This window comes from Bacillus sp. MUM 13 (genome assembly GCF_001866725.1).
GTDB lineage: Bacteria > Bacillota > Bacilli > Bacillales > DSM-1321 > Peribacillus.
The window spans coordinates 26,443-45,487 of sequence record NZ_MLYQ01000061.1 but is presented as its reverse complement, the minus strand read 5'-3'; the positions used below and the strand labels follow the sequence as shown (position 1 = coordinate 45,487).

The following is a 19,045-nucleotide window of genomic DNA, read 5'->3' as shown; positions in this document are numbered from 1 at the left end:
ACAAAGACGTTGCCGCAGGACGTGGCGTTGTTAGTCTTTGATCCTTCTCACAAGGCGCTTCAGCATTTTCTTATGTAATCCAGCTTCAGCGCCTAGCTTGCTGTGCAAAAGATGCATAGACCTCAGAAGGCAAAGAGCGCCTTCCAAGGTCTATGCCCTATTTGCTTCGCAAGCTGACCAGGCGCTTGCGCTTTTTTGTGCATAAAGTTTTTGTACAGGCATACATTTTAATAAATGATTGAGGCCTTACAGGAGGTTCCGTGAAATGGAGACGATTCTTGCAGTTCTGCCAAAAAGTATCAGTACTGAATTTGAAAAAATCCCGGCACATGAAGCACAACGAGCAGAGGAGCTGCGGATACGGGTTGGCCGTCCGCTGGAAGTCATTATTGGAGGAAGGCCGACTTTTCTGCCTTATCTGGTGTCGGCTGCAGATGCTGAACAATTGCTTGGCCATTTGAGCCGTTTTTCCATGTACACCCTGGAAGAAGAGCTGAAGCGGGGATATGTAACAATTGCAGGCGGCCACAGGGTAGGGCTTGCCGGAAAGGTGATATTGGAAAACGGCATGGTAAAAGCAATAAGGGAGGTTGCATCCTTCAATATTCGGATAGCCAAACAAAAAATCGGATCAGCCGATAAACTCCTGCCATTTCTTTATGACAGGGAATGGCATCACACGATGATTATAGGAGCTCCGCAAACTGGAAAAACGACGTTATTAAGAGATATTGCCCGCATGATTTCATCAGGCAGCGCTAAGGATAGCTTATTGCCGCATAAAGTCGGGATTGTGGATGAACGTTCGGAAATTGCAGGCTGTGTTAATGGTGTGCCGCAGCTGCAATTCGGGCCTAGGGTCGATATACTGGACAGCTGCCCAAAAGCAGAGGGAATGATGATGCTGATCCGCTCCATGTCGCCTGATGTGCTGGTGGCAGACGAAATTGGCCGTGCGGAAGACACATCCGCTGTATTGGAGGCTGTAAATGCAGGCATTAAATTAATGATAACGACTCATGGACGCTCACTTGCAGAGGTCAAAAGACGCCCTCATATAGGAAAGATTCTTGAACAGGATATTTTCTCAAGATATATTCTGCTGAGCATACAGGACGGGGAAAGATTCTGTCAGGTTCTCGACTCATCAGGAAACATGATTCATTCAGGAAAGAGTGTGATGGCATGCTTAAGATCATCGGAGCTGTAATCATTCTATTGGCTACCACGTGGGCTGGATTCGAAGCAGCCAGGCATTTCAGCCAGAGGACCAAGCAGCTTAGACAGATTAAGATGGCCCTGCAGTCTCTTGAAGCTGAAATTATGTATAGCCATACTCCTCTAAGTGAAGCATCGATTAGGCTGTCAAAGCAGATCGGCTCGCCTTTTTCCGGTTTTTTTGAAGCGTTTTCGAAACGGCTTGCTGCAGGTGAAACTACCGTGAAGCTTGCCTGGGATGAATGCCTTCGTGAAGCATGGAAATCTCTTTCACTTAAACAGGGGGAGTTTGAAATTTTATCTCAATTTGGAGGAACGCTTGGCCGCCATGACAGAGAGCAGCAGCAAAAACAGATAAAGCTTGCCATGGCGCACTTGGACCGGGAAGAACGCGATGCGGCCGAGAAACAGGGGAAATATGAAAAAATGATGAAAAGCCTCGGATTTTTAACCGGTCTTTTGCTAATAATCATGCTTTTGTAGGCATACAGGAGGAATTTTAAATGGGCATTGATGTGGATATCATCTTTAAAATTGCCGGAGTTGGAATTGTAGTAGCATTTTTGCATACCATCCTCGACCAGGTCGGGAAAAAGGAATATGCCCAATGGGTGACACTGTTTGGCTTCATATACATTTTATTTATGGTGGCGACGATAATTGAGGGCCTTTTCCAAAAAATCAAATCAGTCTTTCTCTTTCAATAGGGGTGATCAGCCATTGAAATCCTGAAAATTGTCGGAATTGCCCTTGTGGCTACTTTCCTGGCATTGATTATTAAAGAGCAAAAGCCCAATTTCGCTTTCCTTCTTGTTGTATTTACAGGGTGTGCCATCTTTTTGTTTTTAGCTGATAAAATATATGAAATTATAACCATGCTTGAAAAAATTGCTGTCAATGCCCATGTGAATATGATTTACCTGGAAACCATCCTGAAAATTATCGGCATAGCTTATATAGCAGAATTTGCGTCACAAATCACAAAAGATGCGGGACAAGGTTCCCTTGCTTCAAAAATTGAACTTAGCGGAAAAATTCTAATTTTAGCAATGGCTATACCAATATTGACAGTCATCATTGAAACCATCATTAAGCTGCTGCCAAGCTAGCAGGCCAGGCGGGATGAGGTGAGGATATGAAGCAAATGATCCGCTATATACCATTCTTTCTTTTATTGTTTCTTTTTTTGCAGCCTGATGATGCCCGGGCTTCCGGAAATGAACAGGCAGAGCCTGTCATATCCCAGGACATGGTACAAGCTCAGCTCGACCGAATCGGAGTGGATGATCTGAAGAAGTATTGGGATGACATCATTACACAATATGGCGGCTTTTTGCCGGAAAGCCAAAAAGGCAGCTTCATGGATTTTGTAAGCGGGGACAAGCACTTTTCCTTATCAGAATGGGCCAAAGGCTTCGCGGCGTTTATCTTTCATGAATTGCTTGTAAACGGAAAACTGCTGGGCTCACTGATTTTATTGACGGTTTTCAGCATGTTTCTGCAGTCACTGCAAAACGCCTTTGAAAAGAGCTCAATCAGTAAAGTGGCGTATTCGATTGTTTTTATGGTTTTGATCATTCTGGCTCTTAACAGCTTTCATGTGGCAATACAATATGTCCAGGACACCATATCAGCCATGACCTCGTTCCTAATGGCGCTGATTCCCCTGCTTCTTGCATTGATAGCAACATCGGGAGGGCTCGTTTCAGCCGCCTTCTTTCATCCGGTTTTACTATTTTTAATGAATACAAGCGGAATATTGATCCAGTATATCGTTCTTCCTCTTCTGTTTTTAGCTGCAATCTTAAGCATCGTGAGCACACTCACGGAGCACTACAAAGTCACCCAGCTCGCCCAGCTTCTGAGAAATTGGGCCATTGCCATTTTGGGTGCATTCATGACTGTTTTTCTCGGGGTCATATCTGTCCAGGGAGCATCATCGGCGGTTGCAGACGGCATCACGATCCGGACGGCAAAATTTGTTACAGGCAACTTTATTCCAGTAATAGGAAGAATGTTTACCGATGCCACGGATACTGTCATAAATGCATCTGTACTGCTGAAAAACACTGTCGGAGTATCAGGGGTCATCATACTCTTGCTGATTACGGCTTTTCCAGCCTTGAAAATACTGACAATATCCTTTATCTATAAGCTGGCGGCAAGTCTTCTACAGCCGCTTGGCGGGGGTCCGGTGATATCATGCCTGGACATAATATCTAAAAGCATGATTTACATTTTTGCTGCGCTTGCTCTTGTATCGCTGATGTTTTTTTTAAGCATTACAGTCATTATCGCCGCAGGTAACATCACCCTGATGGTCAGGTAGGGAGGAGAAAAACGGATGAGCTTTTTAACAGGATGGGTAACCAATATAATCTTGTTTGTTTTGCTGGCGACGGTCATAGATATGCTTCTTCCTAATTCATCCATGCAGAAATATGCCAAAATGGTCATCGGTCTTTTGCTGATCGCAGTCATCCTTGCTCCGATCCTTAATCTCTTTCACACTGACTTGAATACATTGATATCAAAAGCTACGGCGTCCTTTACACATGGAGATGAAAAAAAATTAAAAAATTTAACGGAAATGAAGAAAAAAGAAATACAAGCTGAACAGAATGCATATATTTTACAACAAACGGCTGTCCAATTGAAGGCGAAAGCAAAAGAGGAGCTGATGAAAAAATATAAAATGGAGATTGCTTACATTGATATCAAAGTGAAAAATGAGGAACAGCCTAAAATACCTGAAGACCTTCAGAAAATTACGCTGTCATTGAGTAAAGCTTCAGCCAGCAGCAAAAGCAAATCAATCGAAGCCGTAGCGAAAGTGGAAATTAATACGGAAAAAAGTCTTCCTGCAAAAACAGCTGATTTGGAAAAAATCAAGAAGTTCCTGTCATCCCAGTGGTCTGTAGACAAAAAGGTCATTGAAATTACAGGGGAAAGGGGGGACTTATAAATTGAAGGATGATAAAGGCCCACTTTACTGGCTGAGTAAATTAGTGAGAAAGGATGGAGATAAGAACGGAAAAAAACCGCAAATGTATGTGTATGTCCTTATTGTCATCCTGTTCGGAGCCGGCATCATGATGATTTCAAACTTAATGTCTCAAAAACAGTCAGGAGACAGTGCAAGCACAGCTGTTTTTAGTAACCAGTCTGAAAAAACGGACGTTGCTGCCTTCGGAAGGAAAGATGACAGCGGCACTAAAACAACGAAGGATTATGAAAAAAATCTCCAAAATGAATTAAAGGATGCACTTGAATCCATTGCTGGCGTTGAGGATGTAAAAGTGATTGTCTATGCTGATTCCTCGGAAAGAAAAGTGTTTGAAAGAAATAAGACGACCCAGAAGCAGGTGACAGATGAAACAGATAAAGAAGGCGGAAAACGGACAGTTGAAGACACATCAGTGGATGATCAGCTTGTGATTATAAAAGGCGGGGAAAAAGAAGGCCCCATTGTTTCTGAAACACAAAAGCCAAAAATCTCTGGAGTCCTTGTGGTTGCAAAGGGTGCAGAAAACATGCAGGTGAAAAAATGGATCATTGAAGCTGTTACCCGCTCCCTGGACGTTCCGAGCTATCGAGTTTCAGTAATGCCTAAAAAATAAGGAGGAATATAATCATGTTGCTAAAAAAACAAACGGTGTGGCTGTTAACGATGTTAAGTCTTGTGGTGGTTTTATCGGTGTATTATCTGACTTCTCCTGGGAAAACACAATCCGATATGGCAGCTGTCGAGCAAAAAGGGGACAAACAGACTGTTGAAAAAGACAAGGCAAAAGCACCTGTGGCTAAAAAGAGCACAAAATCCGGTTCAGCTGCTGTATCAATTGCCTCTGGCGATGATGATTTTGAAGCGATGAGAATGGAAATGGAAGATGAGCGCTCCCAGCTGAGAGATCAAAATACAACAATCATGGGCAATACAGAATTATCTGCTGAAGAAAGAAACAAAGCATATGAAGCAAATAAAGAAATCGGAGATGAAAAAGTAAAAGAAGGAATCCTTGAGAAACTTATTTCCGGTACAATGAATTATGATGATGCACTTGTCAGAATTGATGGCAAAGATGTGAATGTGACCGTTAAAGCTGACAAGCTAAGCCAAAAAGAAGCCAATGAAATCATCCGTACAGTCGAGAAAGAAGTGGGTGACGCACAAAACGTAGCCGTAGAGTTTCAGCCAAAGAAATAATTCAGGCACTTGAACACAAAGGCATGCAGCGAGCATGCTTTTTTGTGTTTTATCAGCTAATCTTACCCGCTTGTTCCATTTTTAATGGTGGCTCTTTTTTTAAAGATTGTTGTTTTATTAAATAGGCTCTGTGAGGTAATTTCATTGTTAAGTCAGTTTGATTGGAGCGTAATGTGCGAGAGTCAATCCCTTTGTTCCATAGCAACATAGTTTACGAAAACAGCCTTAAAGTTAAATAAATAGCACTTTTCGATAGGGATTCACAAAATTTTTTTTTAGCTGTAAAATAGTGAAGGGCGGAACGGGCATTTCACTCAGCATTGCCGGCAGTATAATCAGAGAGTTCATGAATCAGGCGCATAATCCAGAGGATTCACAATGATTCCCTGCTGTAAATATCTTAAGGAGGAACTGATCATTGAAATATGGTAAGATATTATCGTATGATGTTAGCATCTGGTCATAAAATATATGCATGTTTTCCTTAAATGAATGTAATGCGGAACATTGAAGTAATCTAAGCGGGAGGAATTCCCCGTCAAAACCAGATAAGTTCGGCTAGCCATCAGACTTGAGAGAACGCCTGATGGATCTATCAATTTATATGATTCAGCAGCATAATCTCTGTTATAATGGATGTGAAACTGCCGGGCAGGCCCGGATGGTGATCATAGCTGTAAGAGACTTTGCTGAATGCAAATTTTGTGACTCTCCCAAAAAAACTTTGGGCTTAACTAAACAAGACAAGGGGTGCCAGGATGTTAAAGGTACAGGAACTTAGAGAGCTAATCAAATTAGTAGATCAATCAAGCATAAATGAATTTGTTTATGAACAAGAAGGAATTAAAGTTAAATTAAAGAAAACAAATCAGGAGCAGCCTGTTTCTGTTGTATATCAGGCTCCTGCACAGCCAGCTCCAGCAGCTATGCAAGCGGCTAAGCCGGCTATTGAAGCTCCTAGTGAAAGTGCTGCACCGCAGGTCTCAGAGAGCCAGCCGGCCAGCCAGGAAAACCTACATAAAGTTACTTCGCCAATGGTTGGCACGTTTTATGCTTCTCCATCTCCGGATAAAGGCGCATACGTGCAAACAGGCTCTAAAGTCAAAAAGGATTCTATTGTCTGCATCGTAGAAGCAATGAAACTATTTAACGAGATTGAAGCAGAAGTAGACGGAGAAATTGTTGAAATTCTAGTGAAGGATGGCCAGCTTGTAGAGTATGGCCAGCCATTATTTTTAGTAAAGCCTTAATGAGGAGCTGTTTCACATGATTAAAAAGGTACTGATTGCAAACCGGGGGGAAATTGCCGTCCGCGTCATACGTGCATGCAAAGAAATGGGCATCGAAACAGTTGCCGTATATTCCGAGGCTGACAAAGAAGCTCTTCACGTTCAATTGGCTGATGAAGCTTATTGCATTGGTCCCACTGCTTCTAAGGACAGCTATTTGAATACAACGAATATCATCAGCGCAGCAAAGCTGACTGGCTCTGATGCCATCCATCCTGGGTATGGGTTTTTGTCTGAAAATGCAAATTTCGCAGATCTATGCAGGGAATGCAGCCTGATATTCATCGGCCCAAGCCCTGAAGCCATCTCCAAGATGGGTACAAAGGATGTAGCAAGAGAGACAATGCGTGAAGCAGGAGTACCGATTGTGCCGGGATCCCGCGGAATCATTGAAAATACAGGCCAGGCTATTGAATTGGCAGAAAAAATGGGTTACCCGGTAATCATAAAAGCGACTGCAGGCGGAGGCGGAAAAGGCATCCGGGTTGCACGCAGCGAAGAAGAGCTGGTGAATGGCATTAATATTACCCAGCAGGAAGCTGCGACTGCTTTCGGCAATCCTGGTGTGTATATTGAAAAATATATTGAAGATTTCCGTCATGTCGAGATCCAGGTAATGGCAGATTCTTTCGGCAATGCGATTCATCTTGGAGAGAGGGATTGCTCGATCCAGAGAAGGCTTCAAAAGCTGCTTGAAGAAACACCTTCACCTGCACTTGACAGCGAAATCCGAAAGGAAATGGGCGAGGCAGCTGTGAAAGCGGCCCTTGCGGTTGATTATACAGGTGCGGGCACAGTTGAATTCATCTATGACTATAAAAACCGTTCTTTTTACTTCATGGAGATGAATACAAGAATTCAGGTAGAGCATCCTGTTACGGAAATGGTGACAGGGGTTGACCTGATAAAAGAACAAATCCGTGTTGCATCCGGACAGAAGCTTTCGCTTTCACAAGAAGACGTAACCTTTAATGGATGGGCTATAGAATGCAGGATCAATGCTGAAAATCCTGAGAAGAATTTCATGCCTTCAGCAGGGAAGATCCAAATGTATCTGCCTCCAGGCGGCTACGGCGTACGCGTCGATTCAGCGGCATATCCAGGATATTCCATACCGCCTTATTATGATTCAATGATTGCGAAACTGATTGTGCACGCGCCGACAAGGGAAGAAGCAATTGAAAAGATGAAGCGTGCCCTGAGCGAGTTCGCGGTTGAAGGTATTCATACAACGATTCCTTTCCATATTAAACTTCTCAGCCATGAGCAATTTGTGTCCGGAGAATTTAATACTAAATTTCTTGAATTATATGATGTAATGGATTCATAATGAAAACTAGATGGGAGGCCTGTTGAATGAGCGAAGAAATTCAAATGCTTGAAATGAATGAACACAGCAACGGACTTGGAAAAGTGGAGATTGCCCCTGACGTTATTGAGGTTATTGCAGGGATAGCGGCTGGAGAAGTAGAGGGAGTCGCGTCTATGCGCGGAAACTTTGCATCAGGCGTTGTCGAAAAACTTGGCAAGAAGAACCACGGAAAAGGCGTAAAGGTGGACATAGCCGGCGAAGGCATCAAGCTTGATTTATACTGTGTGATGAAATTTGGAGTTTCCATTCCAAAGGTAGCTCAGGAAGTACAGGATAATATCAGGGAAGCGCTGCTGAATATGACGGCATTGGATGCGGATGAAATCAACATACATGTTGTGGGCATTCAATTCGATAATGCCAAACCTGAAGCAGAATATGAGCAGGAAATGTAATGATTAAAACGAAAACCCGGCCATTGCCGGGTTTTTGTTTGGAAGTGTGCCGGTTTGCGGCATTCTGATGAAAATTCTTTTCTATGATCCTTCTCTATGCTGTTTAAATGGCTTTATATTTAGGCATACAAATAGGTAGATAAAAAGAAATTCTTGTTTAAAGGTTTCTCTGAAGCGCGATTTCTGTTACAGTGTAAAATAGTGATTTATTTACTGGAGAATGATAATTCCTCCATTTTTCGGTTGGATGAAAGACGGACTATCATTAAATCTTAATGTTGTGGGTAAATATTTAATAAATGTTCGTCTTTTTGATGATTTTCATATATAATAGTAGATATTAAAGGAGCAAAACCATGAAAAGAAGATTAGCCCGTGAAAAAGCACTGCAGGCAGTTTACCAAATTGAAATCAGCAAATCTGAAATTGGGGATGCCATGGAAAGTGTTTTAGATGGCAGCAAAACAGATAAGTATTTCGAAGCCTTAGTGAAGGGTACTGTTGAAAACAAAGAAAAAATTGATGAAATCCTGAGTGAAAACCTTGAAAACTGGACCATCGAAAGACTGGCCAACATCGACCGCAATCTGCTGCGCATTGCTGTTTATGAAATGGTGTACAGTGATGATGTCCCAGTTAATGTAGCAATGGATGAAGCTATTGAAATTGCAAAGAAATTCGGTGATGACCAATCCGGCCGTTTTATCAATGCGGTTCTTTCCAAAGTGAAAGATAAGCTGGAATAGAAATCAGGGCTATCTCTTATAGCTTTGGCAGTGCTTGTCAGACAGTGAAACTGCCAGGGCCTTGCCTTGCCTTGCCTTCGGTTTGGAAAGGCAGCCTGATTTCTTTTTGGATCATTCGGTTTCTTTGCAGTAAATACCGACTGGAAGGATGATCTGACATGACAGCTCAATTAATTAATGGAAAAGAAATTGCTCAATCTGTGCGAAACGGTATTAGCGAGGAAGTAGAACAGCTTCGTGAAAAAGGAATCATTCCTGGCCTGGCCGTTATTTTGGTAGGAGATAATCAAGCCTCAAGAACATATGTTAAAAACAAGCAAAAAGCGTGCCAGGAGCTGGGAATCCATTCTGTTCTGATTGAACTCCCTGATAAACTTACACAGGCGGAACTTTCCGGGAAAATACAAGAATTAAACGAAGACAGCAGCATCCACGGGATTTTGGTTCAGCTGCCGCTGCCGCCGCATATCCGGGAAAAAGAAATCATTGAAACCATTTCTCCTGAAAAAGATGCAGACGGATTTCACCCTATCAATATTGGCAGGATGATGACAGGACAAGATGCTTTTCTGCCATGCACCCCGCATGGAATAATGGTCATGCTTGAGCATATTGGCTATGAAATCGAAGGCAAACATGCGGTGATCGTCGGCCGCAGCAATATTGTCGGCAAACCGGCTGGACAGCTTTTCCTCAATAAAAATGCTACTGTTACATATTGCCACTCCAAAACTAAAAATCTTCCTTTTTATACAAGGCAGGCGGATATACTGGTTGCAGCAGTCGGCATCAGGGATACCATTACCGCTGATCATGTCAAAGAAGGCGCTGTTGTCATTGATGTCGGCATGAATAGAAATGATGAGGGCAAGCTGTGCGGAGATGTTTCCTTCGAAGAGGTCAGCCGCAAAGCCTCTTATATTACACCTGTTCCGAAGGGCGTCGGGCCTATGACAATTGCCATGCTGCTCAAAAATACAGTGAAAGCTGCAATGAAAATCCATAATGTGTCACTTTAATAAAAGGCTCTTTTCTTAGAAGCTCCTGTTTTTTAATACGTACTGTGTTTTATTAAACCATGCTGATTCGAGCGAGAAAATCAGTTATCTTGTTCCATAGCAGCAAAGCTTAAGAAAACAGCACAATAAAAAGAGGCAGTTTACTCTCACGTACATGCAAAATGTATCGAAAAAACACATATTACTGTCCAATTCCTTAGAAGAAGCTGCCCTATTGTTTTATAATAAATAGAGGGCAGTTTTTTTTGTATGCTTCCATTTAGGATAGGAATTTTTCTTTAATACATATATAATGGTGTCTGACTCCAGTGTCTGCTTCATCAAGATAGCGAGCTTTGAAGGAGAGAAACGATGGAAAATGAAAAATACTTAAGTGTGTGGGCATTGACGAAATATATCAGGCGAAAATTCGATGCTGACCCGCATCTTCAGAACGTTTACATAAAAGGAGAAATCTCGAACTTTAAGCGCCATTCAAGCGGCCATATGTACTTTACATTAAAGGATGAAAAAGCGCGGCTTTTGGCTGTTATGTTTTCTGCGAACAGCTCGCATCTTAAATTTCAGCCGGAAAATGGAATGAAGGTGCTGGCAAGGGGAGATGTTTCTGTATACGAACAAAGCGGCCAGTATCAGATATATGTGAAATCGATGTCTCCGGATGGAGTCGGAGACCTTTATTTGGCATATGAACAGCTAAAGAAAAAGCTTGAAAATGAAGGGCTGTTTTTACAGAGCCATAAAAAAGCCATTCCCAGGTATCCTGTCACGGTCGGGGTGATCACTTCGCCGACGGGAGCTGCATTGCGCGATATTCTGACAACAATCAAAAGAAGATATCCCATTGCAAAAGTGATCATTTATCCTGCCCTTGTTCAGGGGGCCAATGCTGCAGCCTCCATTGCCAAGGCCATTACGATCGCCAATGCAAGAGCAGAGGCGGATGTCCTGATTGCAGGAAGGGGCGGGGGATCTATTGAGGAATTATGGGCATTTAATGAGGAAGTAGTGGCACAGTCCATTTATGATTCTGATATTCCCATCATTTCTGCAGTAGGACATGAAACGGATTTTACAATCGCAGATTTTGCCGCGGATCTCAGGGCCCCGACACCGACGGGAGCGGCCGAGCTTGCTGTGCCTCATTATAATGAAATCCTTGAGAAAATAATGAACCGGAAAATACGGCTTACACGCTTTATCCATGAAAGAATGAACCTTGAAAACAGCAAATTGGCACGCCTTGAAAAATCATATGCATTCCGCTATCCAAGAAAAATGTATGAGCAAAAAACAGAACAGCTTGATCGGGCAACAGAGCGGCTGCAGCGGGGGAGCAGCAGATATTTTGTCAAAAAAAGCGAGCAGCTCAATAACATTCATGCAGTTCTCAAAAAACAGCATCCAGAACAGCAGCTTACTGAAATGAGAGGAAAGCTGGAACAGCGGCTAAAAGATCTTAACCGCCGGATGGAAGGAGTTCTCAGGGAAAGTACCCAAAACTTTATCCGAATGACGGCTACCTTGTCGGCTCTAAGTCCTCTGAAAATTATGGAGAGAGGATATGGTCTCGTTTTTGACAATAAAGAAACCCTGGTTAAAAGCACGGCGCAGGTAAAAAAAGGCGAACTGATTGAAGTGCAGATTAAAGATGGAACGCTAGAATGCGAAATAAAAGAAATAAAGGAGAGAAACGGCGATGAGTGAAAAGAAAGAAATGAGCTTTGAAGAAGCAATGGATAATCTTGAAGAAATTGTCGAACAGCTTGAAGAAGGAGATGTGCCGCTGGAACAGGCCATTTCCATTTATAAAAAAGGCATGGACCTTTCGAGACTATGCCATCAAAAGCTGAAAGCGGTGGAAGATCAGATGGCCCAGATCCTTCAGGAGGACGGAGAGCTAGCAGGCTTCTCAGTTCAAGAGGAGGAGTAAAATATTGAGTACATTCCAGGAATTTTCTAAGCAGTATAAAGACATCACTGAAAAACAGCTTATCGAATATGTAAGCAGGCTTCATTCGCCTGCTGTTTTAAAGGAAGCCATGGCATATTCCTTGAACGCCGGCGGCAAAAGAATCCGCCCATTGCTGATCTACGCCGTTTTGTCTTCCTTCGGCAAGGATCCGGATGCCGGAATTCCTGCAGCATGCGCAATTGAAATGATTCACACCTATTCATTGATACATGATGATCTGCCCAGCATGGATGACGATGATTTAAGAAGAGGGAAGCCAACCAATCACAAGGTTTATGGGGAAGCAAATGCCATCCTTGCGGGCGATGCCTTGCTGAGTCTCAGTTTCCAGCTGATTGCTGAAGATGATCATCCAAGTGTTACACCAGAGATGAAACTTGAGCTTATATCACAAATGAGCAAGGCTTCAGGTGCAGAAGGCATGGTCGGAGGACAAATAGCTGACCTTGAAGGTGAAAATAAAGAGCTTAGCCTAACTGAGCTGGAGTATATTCATGAACATAAAACAGGTAAAATATTAGCATACAGTGTACTTGCCGGTGCAGTTTTATCAGGTGCAGGAGAAACCGAAAGAAAGCATCTTGAACGTTTTTCCTTCCATCTCGGCCTTGCCTTCCAAATTCAGGATGATATTCTTGATATTGAAGGCTCAGAAGAGAAAATCGGAAAACCGGTCGGAAGCGATTTGGATAACCATAAAAGCACCTATCCATCACTTTTGACCTTACAGGGAGCGAAGAAAAAGCTTTATGAACATATTGGTGCAGCACATGAAGAACTTCGGAATGCGGGTTTTGAATCCGGTTTGCTTCACGACATTACTGATATGATCGGAAACCGGGACCATTAATATTGTTGTCATTGAATGAATTTGTTAAGAAATCGTTAATATGGTATACTCTACTTGCGATTTCAAGCAGAAAATTGTCGTATAATGAAGTCCGGCATTCTTATACCCTCAACTTGCTGGGAAAATGGAATGACGGTCAATAACACTGCTGCGGTGCAATGAAAAAATCCTCAGCAATAGATCTCTTATGTTGAAAATGCTAAGCCTGTTCTGGCTGCAGTTTGCCTTATTGAAGCGGAAGGGCCGGTGCATATATGTTTAAGCCGCTGATTCACCCAGGTGTCGGCGGTTTTTTACAATACCGTCCGGACCCTGGAGCATGAACAGGCAAGTATATTGCCATATAAATGAATGTTAGTAAGAGCAGATTTTGCCCGTGAAAGAAGGGCCATAGTTTTTAGCCGCACCGCCTCTGTTAACCTGGCGGCTGTTCTCAAGAAAAATAAAATGACTTTTTCTAGCAAAAGCAACCAGTCGCAATAACATGGCTGTGCGGCTATTATGCTTTTACAACTAGGAAATTAGGAAAGTGAGTGATCCAATTTGGATCTTCAGTCTATAAAAGACCCTTCATTTTTGAAAAAAATGAATAATGAAGAATTAGAAGCCCTGAGTGCAGATGTAAGGAAGTTTTTAGTAGAAAAATTATCCATCACCGGCGGTCATATCGGCCCTAATCTTGGAGTGGTTGAGCTGACAATAGCCCTTCATAAGGAATTTAACAGCCCAAAAGACAAAATTCTTTGGGACGTCGGCCATCAATCGTATGTTCATAAAATCCTGACGGGCCGTGCCGGGGAATTCGATACGCTGAAAAAATTTAAAGGTCTATGCGGATTCCCGAAAATGGCGGAAAGCGAGCATGATGTCTGGGAAACAGGACACAGCTCCACTTCCCTTTCAGGAGCAATGGGAATGGCTGCGGCCCGTGATCTGAAAAAGGAAAATAACTATGTTCTTCCCGTAATAGGCGACGGTGCACTGACTGGCGGAATGGCTCTCGAAGCTCTGAATCATATCGGTTCAGCAAAAACAGATATGATTGTCATCCTTAATGATAATGAAATGTCGATAGCCCCGAATGTCGGAGCATTGCACACCGTTCTCGGAAAGCTCAGGACTGCGGGCAAATATAATTGGGTCAAGGATGAGCTTGAATACCTGCTAAAAAGAATCCCTGCTGTCGGCGGGAAAGTAGCTGCAACAGCTGAAAGAATTAAGGATAGCCTTAAATATCTGCTTGTATCCGGCATTTTCTTTGAAGAGCTGGGCTTTACCTATTTAGGCCCTGTTGACGGACATAACTATGACGAACTGTTTGAAAACTTCAGATATGCAAAAAAAACCAAGGGTCCTGTTTTGCTGCATGTGATTACTAAAAAAGGCAAAGGATACTCGCCTGCTGAAACCGATAAAATCGGGACATGGCATGGCACAGGCCCTTATAAGGTAGAAACAGGCGCATTTGTCAAAACGCCTGCATCTGCACCGGCATGGAGCTCCCTTGTCAGCGAAACCGTAAGAAGGCTTGCCCGAGAGGATGAAAGAATCGTTGCCATTACCCCTGCTATGCCTGTTGGTTCAAAGCTTGAAGGATTTGCAAGCGAGTTTCCGGAGCGCATGTATGATGTGGGGATTGCCGAACAGCATGCGGCTACATTTGCTGCTGGCATGGCCACACAAAACATGAAGCCGTTTTTGGCAATTTATTCAACTTTCCTTCAGCGTGCATATGATCAGGTGGTACATGATATTTGCCGCCAAAATTTGAATGTATTCATTGGGATTGACCGTGCAGGACTTGTCGGCGCAGATGGGGAAACCCACCAGGGCGTATTTGATATCGCCTTTATGAGACATATTCCGAACATGGTCTTGATGATGCCTAAAGATGAAAATGAAGGGCAGCATATGGTAAATACAGCGTTAAAGTATAATGATGGCCCGATTGCCATGCGTTTCCCAAGAGGAAATGGCTGGGGAGTGCCGATGGATGAAGATCTGAGGCAAATTCCGATTGGAACATGGGATGTGTTAAAAGAAGGCACTGATGCCGTTATTCTGACTTTTGGAACCACGATTCCAATGGCTCTTGAAGCTGCTGAGATTCTTCAGAAGCAAGGGTATTCCATTAAAGTGGTGAATGCAAGATTCATCAAGCCGCTGGATGAAAAAATGCTGCATGAATTATTCAGTGCAAAGCTTCCTGTTCTTACTATTGAAGAAGCTGTTCTGCAAGGCGGTTTCGGAAGCTATGTGCTTGAATTTGCGCATGATCACGGATACCAGAATATTATCGACCGTATGGGAATTCCTGATCAATTCATTGAGCATGGAAGTGTTGAACGCCTCCTTGAAGAAATCGGCATGACCACAGAAGATACTGTAGCCAGATTAAAATCGATAACACCTAAAAAGCAAAAAAGGGCTTGAGTAAATGAAGGCAAAGAAAGAAAGACTGGATGTACTGCTAGTGGAACAGGGACTTGCGGAAACGCGCGAAAAAGCTAAGCGTTCCATTATGGCAGGACTTGTTTATGCAAATGAAGAAAGACTGGACAAACCAGGCGAAAAAGTACCGTCTGACATCGTTTTGACCATAAAGGGAAAGGTGATGCCCTATGTTTCAAGAGGCGGCCTTAAACTGGAAAAAGCGCTGAAAAACTTTGATTTGACTGCTGAGGGGAAAGTGCTCCTTGATATTGGCTCATCAACCGGAGGATTCACGGATTGCGCCCTGCAAAACGGAGCAAAAATGTCTTACGCCCTTGATGTAGGGTATAATCAGCTGGCATGGAAGCTGCGGCAGGATGAGCGTGTAAAAGTAATGGAAAGGACCAATTTCCGTTACGTGACCCCGGCTGATCTGGACGGGCCTATGCCGAATTTTGCGAGCATAGACGTTTCCTTTATTTCTTTAACCCTGATACTGCCGGTGCTGAAAACATTGCTCGTACCGGGAAGCAATGTTGTAGCGCTGGTGAAACCGCAGTTTGAGGCAGGGAAAGACCAGGTTGGCAAAAAAGGTATTGTCCGCGAGCCTAAGATCCATAGAGATGTCCTGAGCAAAATCATAACTTTTGCCCAGGAACAGGGCTATGACATCAAAAACGCTTCGTTCTCCCCGATTACTGGCGGAGACGGCAATATCGAGTTCTTGCTTCATTTGCACTGGGAAGGCTCTAAACAAAAGGGAGAAATCCTTCTTGATCAGAGTGTGGAAGCCATTGTTGAGGAAGCCCATAAGGAACTGAAAAATCCGAACAGGGAATAAAATACTTTCGGCACTAATCCCAAGGCGATGTGCACTCGTCTTGGGATTTTTTTGTCAGGCGCCCAAAAAACGAGAAATAAATGTACAATTTACTGTAAATCCGCTAACATTGATTTTATATGGCTACAATAGAGATAAATGAACATGGGCAGCAGGGGAGAAAAGCCTGTCTGACATGTCAGGAACTACGCTTTCCGCTTGTGGAAAGCTAAATACTCGTGAGGTGCTTCTTTTTGATGAATAAAGGTCAGCGACATATTAAAATTAGAGAAATTATTGCAAACAACGATATAGATACACAGGATGAGTTAGTTGATGAACTGAAGAGTGCCGGTTTTAATGTAACTCAGGCAACAGTTTCCCGGGATATTAAAGAGCTTCATTTAGTAAAGGTACCTTTAATGGATGGAAGATATAAATACAGCCTTCCTGCAGACCAGAGATTCAATCCGCTTCAGAAGCTAAGGCGAATGCTGATTGACGCATTTGTAAGGATAGACTCTGCAGGCAATCTGCTGGTAATGAAAACATTGCCGGGAAATGCCCAGGCAATAGGTGCCCTGATGGATAATCTGGACTGGGAAGAAATTTTGGGAACGATTTGCGGGGATGATACGTGCTTGATCATATGCAGGACTCCTGAAGATGCCGAAGTGATTTCCAGCAAATTTTTGGACATGCTCTAAAATACCAGGTGAGGTGATCTAGGATTGTTAACTGAATTATCCATAAGGAATTTTGCAATTATAGAGGCTCTGTCGATTTCATTTGAAAAGGGCCTGACTGTTTTAACCGGAGAAACGGGAGCCGGAAAATCAATTATAATTGATGCAGTCCATCTTCTTGTTGGAGGCAGGGGATCTGCAGAATTTATCCGCCACGGAGAAAACAAGGCGGAGATAGAAGGTTTGTTTGAACTGGATGAAGAAAAGCATCCTGTATATGCGAAGGCTGCGGAATTTGGCATTGATGTCAGCGATGGAATGATCGTTTTGAGGCGTGATATGTCATTAAGCGGCAAAAGCGTCTGCCGGGTAAATGGGAAATTGGTGACCATTGCCGTCTTAAGGGAAATAGGCAGGACACTCATTGATATTCACGGCCAGCATGAGCATCAGGAATTAATGGATGAGCGCCTGCACTTGCCATTGCTTGATCAGTTTGGAGGCGAAAAAATTTCATCGGCCCTTGCAGAATATAATGATCTTTACCGTAAATATGATGCAGCGGTCAAGCAATTGAAAAACCTGAGCCAAAACGAACAGCAAATGGTGCACCGCCTTGATTTAATCCAGTTTCAATTTGAAGAAATCCAAAATGCAGCACTCAGGCTTCAGGAAGATGAAGAGCTTGCTGAGGAACGGAAAAAAATCAATAACTTTGAAAAAATCCATGAGGCGCTCCAAACGAGCTATATGGCTTTGAGCGGTGAGCAAAGAGGGCTTGATTGGCTGTCAGTAGCTATGAATGGCCTTGAAGAGGCAGCAAGTCTTGATGACAGTGTCAAGGAAACATCTGAAACTGTTTCAAACAGCTTTTTTATTTTGGAAGATGCCGTATCACAAATCAGGGATAGCCTTGATTCACTGGAATATGATACAGAACGGCTGGATTTCATCGAAACCCGGTTAAATGAAATTAACCAGCTGAAGAGGAAATACGGAAAATCAATTGATGATATATTGGAGTACGCAGCGAAAATTGAAGAAGAAATTGAAACGCTCCAGAACCGGGAAACACATATTGCTAAATTGGAAAAGCAGATATCATCCATTAAAGCGGATTTATGGCTGGAAGGAAAAAATCTCTCTGAGCTGAGACAAAAGTTTTCCAGGCAGCTGACAAAGAAAATTCAGCAGGAGCTAAAAGAGCTTTATATGGAAAAAACGGTCTTTGAAGCACACTTTCATAAAACGGCACATTCTGTTAATGATCCGGCTGAACAGGACTTTGGAGTCAAAGGCATGGATGTAATGGAATTTTATATTTCAACAAATCCCGGGGAACCTTTAAAGCCGCTTTCTAAAATTGCATCCGGCGGTGAACTGTCCAGGATCATGCTTGCCTTAAAGAGCATATTTTCCAAACACCAGGGAATTACCTCCATTATCTTTGATGAAGTGGATACAGGTGTCAGCGGCCGAGTGGCACAGGCCATTGCTGAGAAAATCTATAAAGTGGCCGTGGACTCCCAGGTCCTCTGCATTTCCCATCTTCCGCAAGTAGCAGCAATGGCAGATACGCACTTATTCATCGCGAAAAATATTAAAGCAGGACGCACTAATACTTCTGTCCAGCCATTATGCAAGGAAGACAAAGTGAAGGAAATCGGAAGAATGATTTCAGGTGTGGAAATTACAGATCTTACAAAACAGCATGCCCAGGAACTGCTGCACCAGGCAGAAAAGCTTAAAACGGCACAATAAGGCTGTCATTTACAGGGTATTCTTGAGGCTTCCTTATCCGGCTTGCAGGTTCGGAGTTCCGCGCTTGTCTATAGAATCATTTTCACCATAATAAGGCCCTTTATACATGTTTGCAGCCAGCCTTGCCGCCATACAGAGTTCATACATTTCATTCCATGAAAAGCTATCCAAAAACGGATAGCTTTTATTTTTTGCTGAAGTTATAAATGCTTGCAGGAAAGGCTAAATTATAGGTGTAGCCATAAAGGTTTCAGAAGCGAGGAGAGTGGATAGA

20 protein-coding genes are annotated in these 19,045 nt (G+C 43.0%); all 20 read left to right on the top strand.

Annotation, left to right across the window (positions count from 1 at the left end; all coding sequences use genetic code 11):
- The first annotated feature begins 265 nt into the window (after positions 1–265).
- The 20 genes from spoIIIAA to recN all read left to right on the top strand — a co-directional run bounded on the left by spoIIIAA (position 266) and on the right by recN (position 18,771).
- Positions 266–1,210 carry a stage III sporulation protein AA gene (gene spoIIIAA, locus BIV59_RS15095; RefSeq protein ID WP_071352275.1) on the top strand — a complete coding sequence of 315 codons (945 nt, stop codon included), beginning with the start codon at positions 266–268 and terminating at the stop codon, positions 1,208–1,210.
- A complete protein-coding gene (gene spoIIIAB, locus BIV59_RS15090; RefSeq protein WP_071352274.1) occupies positions 1,186–1,701 on the top strand; it encodes a stage III sporulation protein SpoIIIAB in 516 nt (171 codons plus the stop codon). The genes spoIIIAA and spoIIIAB overlap by 25 nt, the downstream gene beginning before the upstream one ends.
- Positions 1,702–1,721: 20 nt before the next feature.
- On the top strand, positions 1,722–1,925 hold the full coding sequence (spoIIIAC, locus tag BIV59_RS15085) for a stage III sporulation protein AC (RefSeq protein ID WP_071352273.1): 204 nt from the start codon (positions 1,722–1,724) through the stop codon (positions 1,923–1,925).
- Positions 1,926–1,937: 12 nt separating this feature from the next.
- Complete coding sequence (spoIIIAD, locus tag BIV59_RS15080; protein ID WP_170846165.1) at positions 1,938–2,327, top strand: stage III sporulation protein AD; 390 nt, start codon at positions 1,938–1,940, stop codon at positions 2,325–2,327.
- A 26-nt stretch (positions 2,328–2,353) separates the two neighbouring features.
- Positions 2,354–3,547: a stage III sporulation protein AE gene (gene spoIIIAE / locus BIV59_RS15075; RefSeq protein WP_071352271.1), complete on the top strand. Its 1,194-nt coding sequence runs from the start codon at positions 2,354–2,356 to the stop codon at positions 3,545–3,547.
- Positions 3,548–3,562: 15 nt separating this feature from the next.
- Positions 3,563–4,183, top strand: coding sequence for a stage III sporulation protein AF (gene spoIIIAF / locus BIV59_RS15070; RefSeq protein WP_071352270.1), 621 nt, complete (start codon positions 3,563–3,565; stop codon positions 4,181–4,183).
- A gap of 1 nt (position 4,184) precedes the next feature.
- Complete coding sequence (spoIIIAG, locus tag BIV59_RS15065; RefSeq protein WP_071352269.1) at positions 4,185–4,838, top strand: stage III sporulation protein AG; 654 nt, start codon at positions 4,185–4,187, stop codon at positions 4,836–4,838.
- A gap of 14 nt (positions 4,839–4,852) precedes the next feature.
- Entirely contained in the window at positions 4,853–5,425 is a 573-nt protein-coding gene (locus BIV59_RS15060; RefSeq protein WP_071352268.1) for a SpoIIIAH-like family protein, read from the top strand.
- A gap of 758 nt (positions 5,426–6,183) precedes the next feature.
- Positions 6,184–6,675: an acetyl-CoA carboxylase biotin carboxyl carrier protein gene (gene accB / locus BIV59_RS15050; RefSeq protein WP_071352266.1), complete on the top strand. Its 492-nt coding sequence runs from the start codon at positions 6,184–6,186 to the stop codon at positions 6,673–6,675.
- 16 nt (positions 6,676–6,691) lie between these two features.
- Positions 6,692–8,044, top strand: coding sequence for an acetyl-CoA carboxylase biotin carboxylase subunit (gene accC, locus BIV59_RS15045; protein ID WP_071352265.1), 1,353 nt, complete (start codon positions 6,692–6,694; stop codon positions 8,042–8,044).
- Between the two features lie 26 nt (positions 8,045–8,070).
- Positions 8,071–8,481 (top strand): Asp23/Gls24 family envelope stress response protein, encoded by a 411-nt coding sequence (locus BIV59_RS15040; RefSeq protein WP_071352264.1) that lies wholly within the window; start codon positions 8,071–8,073, stop codon positions 8,479–8,481.
- A 356-nt stretch (positions 8,482–8,837) separates the two neighbouring features.
- Positions 8,838–9,227: a transcription antitermination factor NusB gene (nusB, locus tag BIV59_RS15035; protein WP_071352263.1), complete on the top strand. Its 390-nt coding sequence runs from the start codon at positions 8,838–8,840 to the stop codon at positions 9,225–9,227.
- Between the two features lie 158 nt (positions 9,228–9,385).
- The gene (gene folD / locus BIV59_RS15030; RefSeq protein WP_071352262.1) at positions 9,386–10,246 is read left to right on the top strand and encodes a bifunctional methylenetetrahydrofolate dehydrogenase/methenyltetrahydrofolate cyclohydrolase FolD; all 861 of its coding nucleotides are present in this window, start codon (positions 9,386–9,388) and stop codon (positions 10,244–10,246) included.
- Between the two features lie 351 nt (positions 10,247–10,597).
- Positions 10,598–11,953 (top strand): exodeoxyribonuclease VII large subunit, encoded by a 1,356-nt coding sequence (xseA, locus tag BIV59_RS15025; protein ID WP_071352261.1) that lies wholly within the window; start codon positions 10,598–10,600, stop codon positions 11,951–11,953.
- Positions 11,946–12,179: an exodeoxyribonuclease VII small subunit gene (locus BIV59_RS15020; protein WP_071352260.1), complete on the top strand. Its 234-nt coding sequence runs from the start codon at positions 11,946–11,948 to the stop codon at positions 12,177–12,179. The genes xseA and BIV59_RS15020 overlap by 8 nt, the downstream gene beginning before the upstream one ends.
- A gap of 1 nt (position 12,180) precedes the next feature.
- Positions 12,181–13,071: a polyprenyl synthetase family protein gene (locus BIV59_RS15015; RefSeq protein WP_071352259.1), complete on the top strand. Its 891-nt coding sequence runs from the start codon at positions 12,181–12,183 to the stop codon at positions 13,069–13,071.
- A gap of 543 nt (positions 13,072–13,614) precedes the next feature.
- Positions 13,615–15,504, top strand: a complete 1,890-nt coding sequence (gene dxs / locus BIV59_RS15010; RefSeq protein ID WP_071352258.1) for a 1-deoxy-D-xylulose-5-phosphate synthase — start codon at positions 13,615–13,617, stop codon at positions 15,502–15,504.
- Between the two features lie 4 nt (positions 15,505–15,508).
- The gene (locus tag BIV59_RS15005) at positions 15,509–16,345 is read left to right on the top strand and encodes a TlyA family RNA methyltransferase (RefSeq protein WP_071352257.1); all 837 of its coding nucleotides are present in this window, start codon (positions 15,509–15,511) and stop codon (positions 16,343–16,345) included.
- A gap of 236 nt (positions 16,346–16,581) precedes the next feature.
- A complete protein-coding gene (ahrC, locus tag BIV59_RS15000) occupies positions 16,582–17,031 on the top strand; it encodes a transcriptional regulator AhrC/ArgR (protein WP_071352256.1) in 450 nt (149 codons plus the stop codon).
- A gap of 24 nt (positions 17,032–17,055) precedes the next feature.
- Entirely contained in the window at positions 17,056–18,771 is a 1,716-nt protein-coding gene (gene recN, locus BIV59_RS14995; RefSeq protein WP_071352255.1) for a DNA repair protein RecN, read from the top strand.
- Positions 18,772–19,045: the final 274 nt, after the last annotated feature.

What these genes read in the sequence shown, in the direction of transcription:
- spoIIIAE (WP_071352271.1), top strand. Translation starts at nt 2,354, where the DNA reads ATGAAGCAAATGATCCGCTATATACCATTCTTTCTTTTATTGTTTCTT.
- spoIIIAA (WP_071352275.1), top strand. Translation starts at nt 266, where the DNA reads ATGGAGACGATTCTTGCAGTTCTGCCAAAAAGTATCAGTACTGAATTT.
- xseA (WP_071352261.1), top strand. Translation starts at nt 10,598, where the DNA reads ATGGAAAATGAAAAATACTTAAGTGTGTGGGCATTGACGAAATATATC.
- BIV59_RS15005 (WP_071352257.1), top strand. Translation starts at nt 15,509, where the DNA reads ATGAAGGCAAAGAAAGAAAGACTGGATGTACTGCTAGTGGAACAGGGA.
- spoIIIAB (WP_071352274.1), top strand. Translation starts at nt 1,186, where the DNA reads ATGCTTAAGATCATCGGAGCTGTAATCATTCTATTGGCTACCACGTGG.
- accC (WP_071352265.1), top strand. Translation starts at nt 6,692, where the DNA reads ATGATTAAAAAGGTACTGATTGCAAACCGGGGGGAAATTGCCGTCCGC.
- spoIIIAC (WP_071352273.1), top strand. Translation starts at nt 1,722, where the DNA reads ATGGGCATTGATGTGGATATCATCTTTAAAATTGCCGGAGTTGGAATT.
- folD (WP_071352262.1), top strand. Translation starts at nt 9,386, where the DNA reads ATGACAGCTCAATTAATTAATGGAAAAGAAATTGCTCAATCTGTGCGA.
- BIV59_RS15060 (WP_071352268.1), top strand. Translation starts at nt 4,853, where the DNA reads ATGTTGCTAAAAAAACAAACGGTGTGGCTGTTAACGATGTTAAGTCTT.
- ahrC (WP_071352256.1), top strand. Translation starts at nt 16,582, where the DNA reads ATGAATAAAGGTCAGCGACATATTAAAATTAGAGAAATTATTGCAAAC.
- spoIIIAF (WP_071352270.1), top strand. Translation starts at nt 3,563, where the DNA reads ATGAGCTTTTTAACAGGATGGGTAACCAATATAATCTTGTTTGTTTTG.
- nusB (WP_071352263.1), top strand. Translation starts at nt 8,838, where the DNA reads ATGAAAAGAAGATTAGCCCGTGAAAAAGCACTGCAGGCAGTTTACCAA.
- BIV59_RS15020 (WP_071352260.1), top strand. Translation starts at nt 11,946, where the DNA reads ATGAGTGAAAAGAAAGAAATGAGCTTTGAAGAAGCAATGGATAATCTT.
- BIV59_RS15040 (WP_071352264.1), top strand. Translation starts at nt 8,071, where the DNA reads ATGAGCGAAGAAATTCAAATGCTTGAAATGAATGAACACAGCAACGGA.
- accB (WP_071352266.1), top strand. Translation starts at nt 6,184, where the DNA reads ATGTTAAAGGTACAGGAACTTAGAGAGCTAATCAAATTAGTAGATCAA.